Source organism: Pseudomonas sp. PLB05 (genome assembly GCF_021106615.1).
Classification (GTDB): Bacteria; Pseudomonadota; Gammaproteobacteria; order Pseudomonadales; family Pseudomonadaceae; genus Chryseomonas; species Chryseomonas benzopyrenica.
Genome location: NZ_JAJOHO010000003.1, coordinates 453919 through 469074 on the forward strand (window position 1 = coordinate 453919; position 15156 = coordinate 469074).

Here is a 15156-nt window from a genome sequence, read left to right on the forward strand (position 1 = left end):
TCAGTAATCCCAGAGCCGACGCCAGCCCTGCAGCGGGTGGTGACCCTCGCCATTGAGCACCGAGACGCTCGCCGTCATCCCCGCGCTGAGGTGGATATCCACCGGTACGTCCAGCAGTTCGATGCGCACCGGAATGCGTTGCGCCAGGCGTACCCAGTTGAAGGTCGGCTCGACGTTGGCCAGCAACTGGGCATCGTTGGCCGCATTGCGATCGGTGATGCCGCTGCTGATGCTCGCCACCCGTCCCTGCAGCGGCGCTGCCTGGTTCATCAGGCGCACCCGTACCGCAGCGCCGGGGTGGATATGGGGGATCTTGGTCTCCTCGAAATAGGCCATGACGTAGAAGGACTTGGTATCCACCAGCGCCATCACCGCCTGGCCGGTCTGCACATAGTTGCCCTCGGCGAATCTGAGGTTGGTGATCCGCCCTTCCCGCGGCGCCAGCACCCGGCTGCGATCCAGGTTGATCTGAGCCAGGTTCACGTCGCTCAGGGCTTCCTGGTACTGGCTGCGGGCGACGGCGACATTGACCTGGGCGGTCTCGCGGTCCTCGGCGCTGATGGCGCTGGTACCCAGGCGCTGGCGCCGGGCCGCCTCGCTTTCGCGCAGACGCAGTTGCTGCTGGCGCGTATCGGCCACCGCCTTGGCATGGTCGAGATTAGCCTGATAGCGCTGCTGATCGATATGCAGGAGCAGATCGCCGCGCTTTACCAGCTGGTTGTCTGCCACTGCCAGGCGCGTCACCCAGCCGGACACGTCGGGCGCGACCACCACCACATCGGCCCGTACCCGCGCATCGCGCGTCCAGGGCGTATAGAGATAGAAATGCCACAGCCAGGTACCGGCCAGGATGGCGAGCAGTACCACGATCAGGGTTATCGCCACACGCAGGGTCTTGTGCATCGCCTTTGCGATCCTCTTGTCATAGGGCTCAGGTGGCCAGCACGGCCACGATGCCGGCCAGCCAGAGCACGAACAGCGCGCAGCCGAACAGGGCGCCGTGCCAGAGATGGCGGCCGAGGCCGCTGCGCTGCAGTAGCCACAGCGAGAGGGCCGTCAGTAACAGCGCCAGGACGCCATAGACGAACAGCGGCCCCAGGTAGACCCCGCCGATGGCCCATTCATGCAGATTCATCCGCGCCCTCCTCCACTACCGCCTCTAGACAACAGCTGCGCCAGGTCTGCTGGAGCTGGCCGATGGCACCGCGCGCCAGTCGATGCGGCTCATCGTCCGGCGCCTGGTCCAGCGCCTGGCGCAAACGCTCCGCTGCGGCGTCCAGCGCGCCCGGCTGGAGGTCACCGAAGCCCACTTCCAGCTGTTCGGCAAAGCGCGCGAGAAAGGCATCCCGCGCCCGCGCCACCTCGCCCTGGGCATCGGCCAGGCAGGCGCGCAGGTGCAGCAATTCGTTGCCCAGGTCCAGCGCCAGCAACCCCTGCTCCCAGCGCCCGCGCTCGCCCGCCGACAGCTGCTCGATATGCCGCGCCAGCAGCAACAGGCGATCCGCCATGCGTCCACCGAACCAGGTCTCGGCATTGGCCAGAGGGACCCTGGTCAGTCGCTGCAGGTCGTAGGTGGTGGCCTCCAGGATCCGGCGACTGGTACGCCGCGGCGTCCGCAGGCTGATCAGCCGGAACATCAGCACCGCCGCGCCCACCCCGATCAGCAGACTCTGCAACTGGTTGAGCAAGGCGCCCATCTCCACCTGGCCGTGATTGTTGGGCGAGACCAGCACCAGCAGGTGGATGGCGAAGGCCGTCGCGGTGCCCACCACGCTGGGTGGACCGGCCATCCCCAGGGCGGCAAAGAACAGCGGCACCCCCAGTACCAGGCACAGCAGCGGATAGCCACTGATCTGCGGCAGCAGCACCTGGCTGACGAGGATGGCGACCGGTGCGGCATAGAGGATGCCGCGCAGGAACCCGAGACCTATGGTCGCGGCGTTGTCGCGATTGGCGAACAGACTGCAGATGACGCCGGCCATGAGCATGGCACCCGGCGCCGAGGGCCAGGCACTGGCCAGCCAGAAGACGCCTACGGCCAGCAGCGCACAGGCGCTGCGCAGGCCATAGAGCAGCGCCGTCTGGACATCGCGATGGCGGGCCAATGCCGAGGGCGCCACGGCGCTGAGCTGCGCCGTATGGACGCTGTCCAGGGCTCGACCGGCGAGCAAAATCTTGTCCAGCAGGATGGCGAAGCGGGCCAGCAGGTAGCGCTGGTCGTTGTCCAGCTCCGGGGCGGTGCCGGCAGCCTCTCGCAGACGCTGCAGGAGGGCTTCCAGAGCGGGAGCCTGGGGGTCGGCCAGGGTCACCAGCAGTTCGTCGCGCCAGGGCTGCAGCGCGACCCTTCGCGACTCGTCCAGGCCACGCCACTGGCGCATGGCGCCGCGAGCGGTGCGCAGCAGGCTGAGCAGGTCGCGCGAGAGCAGGCGCAGCGCCCGGGCACGCTGCCGGCCACGCTGGCCTTCGAACCAGGCGTGGTCGCGCTGAGCATCCACCGCCACCACCTGGCCGAGCATGGCCAGCAGGCCCTGGGTGGCGTCCTGGGCCTCCGCCAGCTCCGCCCGCGCGGCGGCCACGCCCTGCTCCCAGGTGCGCCGCGCCTGGGCGGCCAGATTCTGCTCCACGCGCTGCGGCCAGAACAGCGTGCTGACCGCCGAGGCCACGACGATGCCCAGGCAGATCTCGGTACAGCGGGCCACCGCCTGGTCGAACACCGTCAGCGGATGGGCGATGGCGGGCAGACCGATGATCGCCACCGTATAGCCGGCCAGGACGAAGCCATAGGCGACATGGTTGCGCAGCAGGGTCGAGGCGGCCGTGCAGAGGGCCATCCAACCTGCAAGGGCCAGCAGGAACAGCCAGGGGGTCTGGGCGAAGAAGCCCATGAGTACCACCGCCATGCAGGTGCCAGCGAGGGTGCCGAGCAGGCGGAACAATCCCTTGGCCAGCACCATGCCGGACAGCGGCTGGGAGACGATCATCACCGTCATGCAGGCCCAGACCGGTTGCTCGAGGCTGAAACGAAAGGCCAGCCAGAGCGCCAGTCCGGCGGCGAACAGGGTCTTGCCGGCAAAGAGGAGCGCCGCCGGCGTGGGTGCGAGAAAGACCGTCCAGGGTAGGCGCACGTCGGCTCTTGGTCTGCAGGGGATCCAGCATAGGCCGCGCGACCCGGGCGAAGTTCCAGCGGGTCGCCCGGACGAAAAAAAGGCAACCCGGGGGTTGCCTGAAGTGCCTTGCGTGCTCGAGCGACGACGCTCCGTCGTCACCACTCCCTGCAGACTAGACGAGTTGCAGCCGGCGTTCTTGATCGAGATCAAGATTGCCCGGGTTTTGCCCGGCCATGCCGAGCAGGCGGTCGATCAGGGCGCAGTCGGATTCACGCCGCACCTGGGCGAACAGAGCCGCCGCCTCGGGATAGCTGCGCGTCAGCATGCCCAGCCACTGTTTGAGGCGCCCTGGGGCGTAGCGCGGCGCCAGCTTGCGCTGCGCCATGACCCAGAAGCGCTGCACTCGCGGCAGGATCTCGGCCCAGCTTTGCGCAGCCGTCTCCTCGCCGCGTACGGCAGCGGCGATCTGCAGCGCCAGATCCGGTCGCGAGACCAGGCCGCGGCCCAGCATGACCGAGGCCTGACCGCTGACACTGCGGCAGCGCCAGTAATCATCCAGAGTCCAGATCTCGCCATTGGCCAGCACCGGCACGGACACCCGGTCGGCCACCCGCGCCACCCACTCCCAGTGCGCCGGCGGCCGATAGCCCTCGACCTTGGTTCGTGCATGGACCACCAGTTGCGCCGCGCCGCCTTCCGCCAGGGCCTCGGCGCAGGCCAGGGCGCTGTTCGGGCTGTCATAGCCCAGGCGCATCTTGGCGGTGACCGGAATGTGCGCCGGAACGGCCTGACGCACGTTCTCGACGATCCGGTTGAGCAGTTCCGGCTCCTTGAGCAGCACCGCGCCGCCGCGGGACTTGTTGACGGTCTTGGCCGGGCAGCCGAAGTTGAGGTCGATCACCGGTGCGCCCAGGGTGCAGGCGAAGGCCGCATTGTCGGCCAGGCAGGCCGGATCCGAGCCCAGCAGTTGCACGCGCATGGGGGTGCCCGATGGCGTACGCGCCCCCTGCCCCAGCTCCGGCGCCAGCTTGGCGAAGGCCGCCGCTGGCAGCAGGCGATCGCAGACACGGATGAATTCGCTCACGCACCAGTCGAGTCCACCGACTTCGGTCAGCAACTCGCGCAGGATGTCGTCGACGAGTCCCTCCATGGGCGCCAGGGCGATCTCCATGTCAGACGTCCTCGCCGGGCAGCGCCTGACCGTAACCGGCCAGGAACTCAGGTGGCATACGCTTGGGCTTGCCGGAAGACAGCTCGATGCAGACGAAGGTCGTCCGGGCGCGCAGCAGGGTCACGCCATCGGCGGGACGCTGCAGCTGGAATTGCCGGGTCATGCGCAGACGGCGATCCCAGTCCACCAGCCAGGTGCCGAGCACCAGCTCATCGTCCTGGTAACCGCTGCTGAGGTAGTCGATCTCGTGGCGCACCACGGCCATGGCGCGATCCAGGCGCTGGAAGGTGGCCAGGTCCAGGCCCAGGGCCGCCGAATGCTGCCAGGCGCACTGTTCGAGCCAGCTGACGTAGACGGCATTGTTGGCATGGCCCAGGCCGTCGATGTGCTCGGCACCGATGCGCAGCGGCAGGAGATGGGGCGTCGGTCTGTCCCACTGCATGATGAGACCCTCTCGCGGGCAAGGTCGAAAGACGGAAGGCCAGGCCGAACGGGATCCTGGCCAGGTCATCGGTCGCGGATACTGGCATGAATCCGCGGACAATAAAAAAGGGCCTGCATCGCTGCAGGCCCTTCTTCATGTTTGGCGCACTCGGGAGGATTCGAACCTCCGACCGCTCGGTTCGTAGCCGAGTACTCTATCCAGCTGAGCTACGAGTGCGTTTCGGTGAGTTTAGCCAGAACACCGCTGGTACTGCTGAAGCCAGAAGCTTCGTCGATTTGGCGCACTCGGGAGGATTCGAACCTCCGACCGCTCGGTTCGTAGCCGAGTACTCTATCCAGCTGAGCTACGAGTGCGTTGAAGCTGCGTATTCTAGCTTCCGTTTCTGACGTGTCAAGCAAATTTGCTTGTTTATCAGGTACTTACCATTTGGTCAGTACAGCGGAGCCAGTTTGAAGCAAATGGCGGTGAGGGAGGGATTCGAACCCTCGACACCCTTTTGAGGTGTACTCCCTTAGCAGGGGAGCGCCTTCGGCCACTCGGCCACCTCACCGCAACGGGGCGAAACTATATCGAAGGTTTGCCCGTTTGCAAAGAGAAAAATTCAAAAAAAATCAGTGGTTTGGTTCTTGGTCCTTTTCCTTCTGGATGCGCTGGTAGATTTCCTCGCGATGAACCGCGACTTCCTTGGGTGCATTGACGCCAATGCGGACCTGGTTGCCCTTGACTCCCAGTACCGTCACGGTGACTTCGTCACCCACCATCAGGGTCTCACCAACCCGACGAGTCAAAATAAGCATTCCATTCTCCTTAAGCTTTAACTCAGTCTGCACGTATGAACCGAAACGATCCCTGAATGGACCCTCTAGTCGCTATTGACCTCTGTCCATGCAAGTAAAGTTCCGCAAGAGCCGCGATAGATGAGGCCCCTGTGGCAGGGACCTCGCTTGGCGGGTCACTCGGCGCCGCGTGCGGGGGCGTCGAGCTCGAAAGCGGTGTGCAGCGCGCGAACGGCCAGCTCGAGGTATTTCTCCTCGATGACCACCGACACCTTGATCTCGGAGGTGGAGATCATCTGGATGTTGATGCTCTCCTTGGCCAGGGCTTCGAACATCTGGCTGGCCACGCCGGCGTGGGATCTCATGCCGACGCCGACGATGGAGACCTTGGCGATCTTGCTGTCGCCCACGGACTCGCGGGCCCCGATCTCGACGCCGGTGCGCTTGAGGATCTCCAGCGCCGCCTGGTAGTCGTTGCGGTGCACGGTGAAGGTGAAGTCGGTGGTGTTATCGTGCGCGACGTTCTGCACGATCATGTCGACTTCGATGTTGGCCGCGCTGATCGGGCCGAGGATCTTGAAGGCCACGCCGGGGGTATCCGGCACACCGCGAATGGTCAGCTTGGCTTCGTCACGGTTGAAGGCGATGCCGGAGATGATCGGCTGTTCCATGGATTCCTCTTCATCAAGGGTAATGAGGGTGCCCGGACCCTCCTGAAAGCTGTGCAGCACGCGCAGCGGCACGTTGTATTTGCCGGCGAATTCCACCGAGCGGATCTGCAGCACCTTGGAGCCGAGGCTGGCCATTTCCAGCATTTCCTCGAAGGTGATCTTGTCCAGCCGCTGGGCCTGGGGCACCACGCGCGGATCGGTGGTGTAGACGCCGTCGACGTCGGTGTAGATCTGGCATTCGTCGGCCTTCAGCGCGGCCGCCAGGGCCACGCCCGTGGTGTCGGAGCCACCACGGCCCAGGGTGGTGATGTTGCCCTGCTCGTCGACGCCCTGGAAGCCGGCCACGACCACGACCTTGCGTGCCTTGAGGTCGGCGCGGATGCGGGCATCGTCGATCTGCTGGATACGTGCCTTGGTGTGGGCGCTGTCGGTGAGGATGCGCACCTGGCTGCCCGTGTAGGAGACCGCCTGGACGCCGCGCTTGAGCAGCGCCATGGTCAGCAGGCCGATGGTGACCTGCTCGCCGGTGGAGACCATGACATCCAGCTCGCGCGGATCGGGTTGCTCCATGATCTGCTTGGCGAGGCCGATGAGGCGATTGGTCTCGCCACTCATGGCCGACACCACCACCACGATCTGGTCGCCCGCTTCATGGAAGCGTTTCACCTTGTCGGCGACCTGCTCGATACGCTCCACCGTACCCACCGAGGTACCGCCGAATTTCTGTACGATCAATGCCATTGCTTGCTGCCCGTCCGCAGAAAAATCTGATTCATGTTGTTATGGGAGGAAGCGAGCCGCCCTCCCCGGCGACCCGCAGCGCTCTTAGAGGCTTTCCTCGGCGTACTGGCCGGCACAGGCCAGGGCCGCTGCGAGCTGGCTGGCATCGGTGCCGCCGCCCTGGGCCATGTCAGGACGACCACCGCCCTTGCCCCCGACCACGGCTGCGGCGCGCTTCATCAGCTCGCCGGCCTTGAGCTTGGCGGTCAGGTCGGCAGTGACGCCGGCCACCAGCACCACCTTGCCGTCGGCTTCGCCGCCCAGCAGGATCATGCCGCTGCCCAGCTTGTTCTTGAGCTGGTCGACCAGCGCCAGCAGCGCCTTGCCGTCGAGGCCGTCGAGACGCGCGGTGAGCACGTTGGCGCCCTTCACATCCTGCGCCTGGTCCACCAGGTCACCGGCCGAGGCACTGGCGGCCTTGGCCTTGAGCTGCTCGATTTCCTTTTCCAGCTGGCGATTGCGCTCGACCAGCGCGGCCAGCTTGTCCAGCACGTTGTCGCGACTGCCCTTGAGCAGGCTAGCGGCTTCGCGCAGTTGCTCCTCGGCGCCGTTGAGGTAGGCCAGGGCCGCGGTGCCGGTGATGGCTTCCACGCGGCGTACGCCGGAGGCCACGCCACCTTCGCTGACCAGTTTGAGCAGGCCGATGTCGCCGGTCTGGGCGACGTGGGTACCGCCGCACAGCTCGACGGAGAATTCACCGCCCATGCCGACCACGCGTACCACGTCGCCGTACTTCTCGCCGAACAGCGCCATGGCGCCACGGGCCTTGGCCTCGTCGATGGCCATGACCTCGGTGGTCACCGCGCTGTTCTTGCGGATCTCTTCGTTGACGATGGTCTCGATGCGCTTGAGCTCCTCGGGCTTGATGGCCTCGAAGTGGCTGAAGTCGAATCTCAGGCGCTGGTCGTTGACCAGGGAGCCCTTCTGGTGGACATGGTCGCCCAGCACCTGGCGCAGCGCGGCGTGCAGCAGGTGGGTACCGGAGTGGTTCAGGGCGATACCCTGGCGGCGACCGGCATCCACCTGGGCCATGAGCGCGGTGCCGACGTTGAGGCTGCCCTTGGTCACCACGCCATGGTGCAGGAAGGCGCCCTGGGTCTTGGTGGTGTCGCGCACGGCAAAGCCAACGCCGGCGCTTTCCAGGAAACCGGTATCGCCGACCTGGCCACCGGATTCACCGTAGAACGGCGTCTGGTCGAGGATGACCACGCCCTCTTCGCCTTCGGCCAGGCTGTCCACTGGCTGACCGGCACGGTACAGGGCGACGATGGTGCCCGAGGCGCTGGTGGTGTCGTAGCCGAGAAAACGGGTTTCGCCCTCGACCTTGACCAGGCTGTTGTAGTCCACGCCAAAGGCGCTCGCGGAACGGGCCCGCTCGCGCTGGGCCTCCATCTCGCGTTCGAAGCCGGCCTCGTCGAGATTCAGGTTGCGCTCGCGGGCGATGTCGTTGGTCAGGTCGACCGGGAAGCCGTAGGTGTCATAGAGCTTGAATACCACGTCGCCGGGGATGGTGTCGCCCTGCAGCTGCGCCAGATCCTGTTCGAGGATCTTCAGGCCCTGCTCCAGGGTCTTGGCGAACTGCTCTTCCTCGGTACGCAGCACACGCTCGATGTGGGCCTGCTGCTGGACCAGCTCGGGATAGGCCTGACCCATCTCGGCCACCAGGGCGGCGACGATCTGGTGGAAGAAGGTGCCCTTGGCGCCCAGCTTGTTGCCGTGGCGGCAGGCACGCCGAATGATGCGGCGCAGCACATAGCCACGGCCTTCGTTGGACGGCAGCACGCCATCGGCGATCAGGAAGCTGCAGGAGCGGATGTGGTCGGCCACCACCTTGAGCGACGGGGCGTCGTCGTTGGCGCAACCGATGGCCTCGGCGGAGGCTGCCAGCAGCTGCTGGAACAGGTCGATCTCGTAGTTCGAATGCACGTGCTGCAGCACGGCGCTCACCCGCTCCAGACCCATGCCGGTGTCGACGCTGGGCGCCGGCAGCGGATGCAGGACGCCATCGGCGGTGCGATTGAACTGCATGAAGACGTTGTTCCAGATCTCGATGTAGCGATCGCCGTCTTCTTCCGGCGAACCGGGCGGGCCGCCCCAGATCTCGGGGCCATGGTCGAAGAAGATCTCGGTGCACGGACCGCAGGGACCGGTGTCACCCATGGTCCAGAAGTTGTCCGACGCATAGGGCGCGCCCTTGTTGTCGCCGATGCGCACCATCTGCGCCGCGGGCACCCCGACTTCCTTGGTCCAGATGTCGTAGGCCTCGTCATCGGTGGCGTAGACGGTGACCCAGAGCTTTTCCCGGGGCAGACCCAGCCACTGGGGCGAGGTGAGGAATTCCCAGGCGAAGGTGATGGCGTCGCGCTTGAAGTAGTCGCCGAAGCTGAAGTTGCCCAGCATCTCGAAGAAGGTGTGGTGACGCGCCGTGTAACCGACGTTCTCCAGGTCGTTGTGCTTGCCGCCCGCGCGCACGCACTTCTGGCTGGTGGCAGCGCGGGTGTAGCTGCGCTTTTCCATGCCGAGGAAGCAGTCCTTGAACTGGTTCATCCCGGCGTTGGTGAACAGCAGGGTCGGATCGTTCGCAGGGATCAGCGAACTGGAGGCGACCCGGGTGTGCCCCTTCTCTTCGAAGAAGCGGAGGAAGGCTTCACGGATTTCGGCGCTTTTCATATTCATTCCAGACAATGGGCTTTTCGACGCGCGTGACGGGCATCCGACTGGATCGCAGACGAGACGAACGGAGCGGGCGCCGCAGACGCGGCACGTGCGGAAAACGGACACGCATGCCTGGGAGTATATCGACGCCTGCGCCCCGGTGTCGCCCCGGTTGCGCAGGAAAAACGTCGTCGGAAGACTTAGCGGTGGCGGTAGGCGGCGAAAGCGGCGATGACCGCCTCGATATCGGCAGCGTTGACGTCCAGATGGGTCACCAGGCGCAGGCGTGGGGCCGGACTGACGCGGATGCCGCGTGCGGCGAGGAAGGCCTGCAGGGCGGGTGCTTCGTTACCCATGGCGAGGTAGACCATGTTGGTCTGCACCGGCTCCACCTGGTAGCCGAGTTCGGCCAGGGCGGTGCCGAGCTGGGCGGCATGGGCGTGGTCTTCGGCCAGGCGCTCGACCTGGTGATCGAGGGCATGCAACCCCGCCGCTGCCAGCATGCCGGCCTGGCGCATACCGCCGCCGACCACCTTGCGCCAGCGACGCGCCTTGGCGATCAGCTCGGCATCGCCGCAGAGTACCGAACCCACCGGTGCACCGAGACCCTTGGACAGGCAGATCGACACCGAATCGAAATGCTGGCTGATCTCGCGCACCGGTACGCCCAGCTTGACCGCAGCGTTGTACAGCCGCGCGCCGTCCAGGTGCAGAGCCAGACCGTGCTCCCGGGTGAAGGCGCGCGCCGCCGCCAGATAGGCCAGCGGCAGGACCTTGCCGTGCATGGTGTTTTCCAGCGCCAGCAGCCGGGTACGGGCGAAGTGGAAGTCGTCGGCCTTGATGTAGCTGCGCACCAGGTCGAGGTCCAGGCTGCCGTCGGCGGCGATCTCGATGGGCTGCGGCTGGATGGAGCCGAGCACCGCGGCGCCCCCGCCTTCGTACTTGTAGGTGTGGGCCTGCTGGCCGACCAGGTATTCGTCGCCCCGCTCGCAGTGCGCCAGCAGGCCGAGCAGATTGCTCATGGTGCCGCTGGGCACGAAGAGTCCGGCCTCCAGGCCGAGATCGCCCGCCAGACGCTGCTCCAGCCGGGTAACGGTCGGGTCTTCGCCATAGACGTCATCGCCGAGTTCGGCGTCCAGCATCGCCTGGCGCATGGCCGGCGTGGGCTGGGTGACGGTATCGCTGCGCAGATCGATCATGCGGTGGCTCCTTATGCCGGGACCACGATGAGTCCGGCCCGCAGGCCGACGGCGACCTTGGGATTGGGAAAGATGATGCGCGCCTCGGCTTCGTCGACGATCCAGCGCTCGCTGCCGTCCTCGGCCAGCAACGAACCCTGGCGCAGCGGCGAGAAGTTAGCCACGTCGTCGGCCAGGTGCAACTGGAAGCGCGGACTGGACTTGTACACCTGGCGCGCCACGCGGAATCTCAGCAGCGAGGAATCTGGCGGCGGCAGTTCGGCTTCACGGCCTTCGATCAGGGCTTCGAGCAGCAGCTGCAGGCGACTCAGGTCGAGTTCGCTGTTCTCGCCGAAGGGCCGCGCCTGACCCAGCTCCAAGGTCAGGGCCTCGGCCTGGCATTCGGCGTAGGTGTAGGCGCTGAAGGTGATACCCGGCTTGTCGTAGAGCAGCACGGCTTCGATGCCGGCGGCTTCCAGGCGCTGCAACTCGGCTTCCGAATGCTCACGCCCGGCGCTCCAGGGATAGAGGGCGAAGCGCGGCAGCGCCGAGGCGCGCAGCGCGGTGTGCAGGTCGTAGTGCAGGCGCGCCCGGTCGGGCTTGCTGAAGAATTGCGCGGACAGACGTTCGAGGTCGTTGGCGCGCTGCGCCTCGGAGCCTTCGGCCTGGGCGTGGCGGCCATTGAACAGGCGATTCAGGTCCTGCTCGACGTAGCGGGTACCGCGACGCATGGCGTCGGGATTACCGTACATGAACAGCAGGCGGCAGGCGGGACGCAGGGCGCCGCTGGCGATGCCGCCGAGCAAGGCGTCGAGCAGCTCCATGGGCGCGGTCTCGTTGCCATGGATGCCCGCCGAGAGCAGCAGGTCCAGGTGGTTGTCGCGCGCCACCGGCGGAGTGACTTCCAGCACGCCTTCGGTCAGCCAGTGGAGACGGGTGCCGTCGGCAGTCAGTTGAATCTTTTCGGTCGGCTCGCGGCCGGCCAGGGTCAGGTCCAGCAGGCGGCCAAGCGCCAACCGATAACGTTCAGATGCAGCCATGCTCTACTCCGCTGAGCGACGTGTCGGGGCTAGTGTGGCGCTTCAGAAGTTGTCTACACAATTTTGGCGGCGCTTTTGGTTCCCGAGCGGCGTTGCCCCTCCTCGCCATAGCCCTGCTATGACTCGTCGCGGCGCCTTGCCCGGAAACAAAAATCACTCGCCAATTCTTGCGCGAACGTCTGAAACACCACACTAGATACTCAATGATCGTGGCCGCAACCGCAATCGGCGTCATGCACATGATTCTCATCGCCGTCGTCGGTGAAGGTCTCCAGGGCGATGGACAGGCCCAGGGCATTGAGGGCCTGGGGCCGCAGCACCAGGACCGGGGTCTGCTCTTCGTCATCCTGGGAGTCGGCGAAGATGTTGAGACCGCCGCTGCCGTCGGCTTCCAGCCAGAGGTCGCGACCAGCCAGGCGGATGGCCAGGCGCTGGACCTGCAGCGTCTGCTGCTCGTCGGCGGTGGGTTCGAGGATGAGATCGAGACGGTCGCTCATGGAAACTCCGGGCGTCAGGGCAATTGAAAGGGATAGACCGAGCCGAGGCCCAGCAATTGGGTCAGCTCGTCGAGGGCGGTGCGGACCTCGCCCAGCAACTGGGGATCGGCGAGATCCGCAGGTGTCAGGCGGTCGCGGTAGTGGCGGTCCACCCAGTCGAGTAGTTGGGTGTGCAGCGTCGGCGTGAAGCGCACCCCTGGATTCACCGCCGCCAGTTCGTCGGGCTTGAGGGCCACCCGCAACCGCAGGCAGGCAGGTCCGCCGCCGTTCTGCATGCTTTGCTTGAGATCGAACACCTTGACCTCGCCCAGGGGCCCCGCGCTATTGACCTGGGCCTGCAGATAGTCCCAGACCGCCGGATTCTGCCGGCACTCGTCGGGCACCACCAGCAACGCGCCTTGCCCGAGTCGATCCAGCAGCTGGCTGTTGAACAGATAGGAGCGCACGGCATCGCCGACGCTGATCTCGTTGCGCCGCACGCAGAGGCGCTGCAGCTGGCCGCCGCGCCGGGCGAGCTTGGCCTGCAGTTCGTCGAGCACCCGGTCGCTGTCGAGAAAGGCATCCTCGTGGTGGAACAGCACCTGGGCGTTGCCCACCGAGATGACGTCGTTGTGGAAGACGCCCTGGTCCACCACCGCTGGATTCTGCTGGGCGAACACCACGCCCTCCTCGCTCAGGCCATGCAGACGGGCGATGGCCTGGGAGGCTTCCAGGGTCTGGCGCGCTGGATAGCGATGGGGCTCAGGATAGCGTGGATCGAAGGCGCTACGACCGAAGACGAAGAATTCCACGCCCGGGGCGCCGTGGTCGTGGCTGAAGCGGGTGTGGTTGGCCGCGCCCTCGTCGCCGAACTGGGCCACCGAGGGCAGCGGCGCATGGTGCTGGAAATGCGCAGGATCGCGAAACATCGCCTGGAGGATGCGCGCCGTGGTGGTCGGTTCGAGGCTGCGGTGAAATTTGCAGGCCAGGTTGGCCGGGGTGAAATGGACCCGGCCATCGCGGGTGTCGGCGCTGGGGCTGACGGTGGCGGCGTTGGCCGTCCACATGGCCGAGGCGGAGCTAGCGGACAGCAGCAGCGGCAAGGCTTCGCGCGCCGCACTTTCCAGCACCTGGGCATCGCTGCCGGCGAACCCCAGGCGGCGCAGCGAGGCGATGTCGGGCCTTTCGTGGGGGGCCAGCACGCCCTGCTCGAAGCCCAGCTCCATCAATGCCTGCATCTTCGCCAGGCCCTGGCGCGCCGCCTCACGGGGATTCGAGCATTGCTGCTTGCTGGCCTGGGAGGCCACGTTGCCATAGGACAGGCCCGCATAGTTGTGGGTCGGACCGACCAGGCCATCGAAATTGACCTCCCGAGCAGCGAGAGCGAGGTGACTCATAGGTGTAGTCCTGGGGGCAATTGGGCAGGCAGGCTCAGGGCGTCGCTCTCCAGCGAGGCGACCGGGAAGGCGCAGTAATCCGCGGCGTAGTAAGCGCTGGGACGGTGATTGCCCGAGGCGCCGACGCCGCCAAAGGGCGCTGCACTAGCCGCCCCGGTCAGGGGACGGTTCCAGTTGACGATGCCGGCACGCACGCCCTGCCAGAACCGTTCGTAGGTGGCCGGATCGTCGGCCAGCAACCCGGCCGCCAGACCGAAGCGGGTGGCATTGGCCAACGCCAGGGCCTGGTCGAAGTCCGCATAGCGCTGGACCTGCAGCAGTGGCCCGAAGACCTCCTCGTCGGGTAACTCGGAGATCCCCGAGACATCGAGGATGCCCGGGGTGAGCAGCGCGCGCGTCGCATCCGGCTGACGCATTTCCAGCAGCGCGCGGCCACCCTGCGCCAGGCGCTGGGCCTGGGTCCGCAGCAGGGCCTCGGCAGCGGCGAAGGAGATGACAGTACCCATGAAAGGCGCCGGATCGGCGTCGAAGCGACCGGTACTGAGACCCGCGCTGACGCTTACCAGACGCGCCAGCAGCGCATCGCCCCAGTCACCCTGGGGCACGAGCAGCCGGCGCGCGCAGGTGCAGCGTTGGCCGGCGGAAAGAAAGGCCGACTGGACGGTAGTCACCACGGCAGCGTCCAGATCGGTCACTGGCGCGACCACCAGGGGATTGTTGCCGCCCATCTCCAGGGCCAGCAGCCGCTGCGGACGGTCCGCGTTGAGGCGGTGCAGGGCCGCGCCCGTGGCGCTGGAACCGGTGAAGAGGATGCCGTCCAGACCGGGATGCGCGGCCAGGGCCTCACCCGTGGCACGCCCCCCTTGAATCAGGTTGAGCACGCCTGCTGGCAGCCCGGCGGCGATCCAGCAATCCAGGGTCAGGGCAGCGAAGCGCGGCGTCAGCTCGCTAGGCTTGAACACCAGCGTATTGCCAGCCAGCAGCGCCGGCACGATATGGCCGTTGGGCAGATGGCCGGGAAAGTTGTAGGGACCAAACACCGCCAACACCCCATGGGGGCGATGACGGGTCACGCTACGGGCGTCGGCTACCGTCGCCGAGCGCTCGCCGCTACGGACCGCTTCGGCCTGGGCGGAGATGGCCACCTTGGCGATCATGCTGCCGAGCTCGGTATCGGCCTCCCACAGTGGCTTGCCGGTTTCCTCGGCCAGGGCATGGGTCAGCGCCGGGCGGCGTTGCTGCAGCACCTGGGCGAAGGCCTGCAGGATCTCCAGGCGCGCGGCCTGGCCGCGTCTTTCCCAGGAGGGAAAGGCCTGGCGCGCCGCGGCGATCGCCTGGTCGACGTCCGCTGCATCCGCGGCGGCGCCCTGCCAGAGCGCGGTACCGGCGTAGGGATCGAGCGAGGTGAAGGTCTCGCCGCGCCCGGGGCACCACTGACCAGCGATATAGAGGCTATCCAT

At 66.4% G+C, this 15156-nt stretch carries 13 protein-coding genes and 3 tRNA genes; all 16 read right to left on the bottom strand.

Annotated elements, in window-relative coordinates:
• Positions 1-903, bottom strand: a complete 903-nt coding sequence (locus tag LRS53_RS14885) for an efflux RND transporter periplasmic adaptor subunit (protein ID WP_231356425.1) — start codon at positions 901-903, stop codon at positions 1-3.
• A 28-nt stretch (positions 904-931) separates the two neighbouring features.
• A complete protein-coding gene (locus tag LRS53_RS14890) occupies positions 932-1135 on the bottom strand; it encodes a DUF1656 domain-containing protein (protein ID WP_017639707.1) in 204 nt (67 codons plus the stop codon).
• Positions 1122-3125, bottom strand: coding sequence for an FUSC family protein (locus tag LRS53_RS14895; RefSeq protein WP_231356426.1), 2004 nt, complete (start codon positions 3123-3125; stop codon positions 1122-1124). Before LRS53_RS14895 ends, LRS53_RS14890 begins: the two co-directional genes overlap by 14 nt.
• Before the next feature lie 154 nt (positions 3126-3279).
• Complete coding sequence (locus tag LRS53_RS14900) at positions 3280-4278, bottom strand: tRNA dihydrouridine synthase (RefSeq protein WP_184291157.1); 999 nt, start codon at positions 4276-4278, stop codon at positions 3280-3282.
• 1 nt (position 4279) lies between these two features.
• Entirely contained in the window at positions 4280-4720 is a 441-nt protein-coding gene (locus LRS53_RS14905) for an acyl-CoA thioesterase (RefSeq protein ID WP_017639704.1), read from the bottom strand.
• 142 nt (positions 4721-4862) lie between these two features.
• Positions 4863-4939 (bottom strand) — tRNA-Arg (locus LRS53_RS14910).
• 60 nt (positions 4940-4999) lie between these two features.
• A tRNA-Arg gene (locus LRS53_RS14915) sits at positions 5000-5076 on the bottom strand.
• Between the two features lie 106 nt (positions 5077-5182).
• A tRNA-Ser gene (locus LRS53_RS14920) sits at positions 5183-5273 on the bottom strand.
• Positions 5274-5334: 61 nt separating this feature from the next.
• Positions 5335-5520, bottom strand: a complete 186-nt coding sequence (gene csrA / locus LRS53_RS14925) for a carbon storage regulator CsrA (RefSeq protein WP_007159101.1) — start codon at positions 5518-5520, stop codon at positions 5335-5337.
• 155 nt (positions 5521-5675) lie between these two features.
• Complete coding sequence (locus LRS53_RS14930) at positions 5676-6911, bottom strand: aspartate kinase (protein WP_017639703.1); 1236 nt, start codon at positions 6909-6911, stop codon at positions 5676-5678.
• An 84-nt stretch (positions 6912-6995) separates the two neighbouring features.
• Complete coding sequence (alaS, locus tag LRS53_RS14935; protein ID WP_231356427.1) at positions 6996-9620, bottom strand: alanine--tRNA ligase; 2625 nt, start codon at positions 9618-9620, stop codon at positions 6996-6998.
• Positions 9621-9805: 185 nt separating this feature from the next.
• Positions 9806-10804 carry a low-specificity L-threonine aldolase gene (gene ltaE / locus LRS53_RS14940; protein ID WP_231356428.1) on the bottom strand — a complete coding sequence of 333 codons (999 nt, stop codon included), beginning with the start codon at positions 10802-10804 and terminating at the stop codon, positions 9806-9808.
• An 11-nt stretch (positions 10805-10815) separates the two neighbouring features.
• Positions 10816-11823, bottom strand: a complete 1008-nt coding sequence (astE, locus tag LRS53_RS14945) for a succinylglutamate desuccinylase (protein WP_231356429.1) — start codon at positions 11821-11823, stop codon at positions 10816-10818.
• 200 nt (positions 11824-12023) lie between these two features.
• Positions 12024-12320: a GTPase gene (locus LRS53_RS14950; RefSeq protein WP_231356430.1), complete on the bottom strand. Its 297-nt coding sequence runs from the start codon at positions 12318-12320 to the stop codon at positions 12024-12026.
• A 14-nt stretch (positions 12321-12334) separates the two neighbouring features.
• Positions 12335-13696: an N-succinylarginine dihydrolase gene (astB, locus tag LRS53_RS14955; RefSeq protein ID WP_231356431.1), complete on the bottom strand. Its 1362-nt coding sequence runs from the start codon at positions 13694-13696 to the stop codon at positions 12335-12337.
• Entirely contained in the window at positions 13693-15156 is a 1464-nt protein-coding gene (gene astD, locus LRS53_RS14960; protein ID WP_231356432.1) for a succinylglutamate-semialdehyde dehydrogenase, read from the bottom strand. The genes astB and astD overlap by 4 nt, the downstream gene beginning before the upstream one ends.

Excerpts from the sequence above, each read along its gene's own strand:
- ltaE (WP_231356428.1), bottom strand. The coding sequence starts at position 10,804 with ATGATCGATCTGCGCAGCGATACCGTCACCCAGCCCACGCCGGCCATG.
- astE (WP_231356429.1), bottom strand. The coding sequence starts at position 11,823 with ATGGCTGCATCTGAACGTTATCGGTTGGCGCTTGGCCGCCTGCTGGAC.
- LRS53_RS14885 (WP_231356425.1), bottom strand. The coding sequence starts at position 903 with ATGCACAAGACCCTGCGTGTGGCGATAACCCTGATCGTGGTACTGCTC.
- astD (WP_231356432.1), bottom strand. The coding sequence starts at position 15,156 with ATGGATAGCCTCTATATCGCTGGTCAGTGGTGCCCCGGGCGCGGCGAG.
- astB (WP_231356431.1), bottom strand. The coding sequence starts at position 13,696 with ATGAGTCACCTCGCTCTCGCTGCTCGGGAGGTCAATTTCGATGGCCTG.
- LRS53_RS14890 (WP_017639707.1), bottom strand. The coding sequence starts at position 1,135 with ATGAATCTGCATGAATGGGCCATCGGCGGGGTCTACCTGGGGCCGCTG.
- csrA (WP_007159101.1), bottom strand. The coding sequence starts at position 5,520 with ATGCTTATTTTGACTCGTCGGGTTGGTGAGACCCTGATGGTGGGTGAC.
- alaS (WP_231356427.1), bottom strand. The coding sequence starts at position 9,620 with ATGAAAAGCGCCGAAATCCGTGAAGCCTTCCTCCGCTTCTTCGAAGAG.
- LRS53_RS14950 (WP_231356430.1), bottom strand. The coding sequence starts at position 12,320 with ATGAGCGACCGTCTCGATCTCATCCTCGAACCCACCGCCGACGAGCAG.
- LRS53_RS14900 (WP_184291157.1), bottom strand. The coding sequence starts at position 4,278 with ATGGAGATCGCCCTGGCGCCCATGGAGGGACTCGTCGACGACATCCTG.
- LRS53_RS14930 (WP_017639703.1), bottom strand. The coding sequence starts at position 6,911 with ATGGCATTGATCGTACAGAAATTCGGCGGTACCTCGGTGGGTACGGTG.
- LRS53_RS14905 (WP_017639704.1), bottom strand. The coding sequence starts at position 4,720 with ATGCAGTGGGACAGACCGACGCCCCATCTCCTGCCGCTGCGCATCGGT.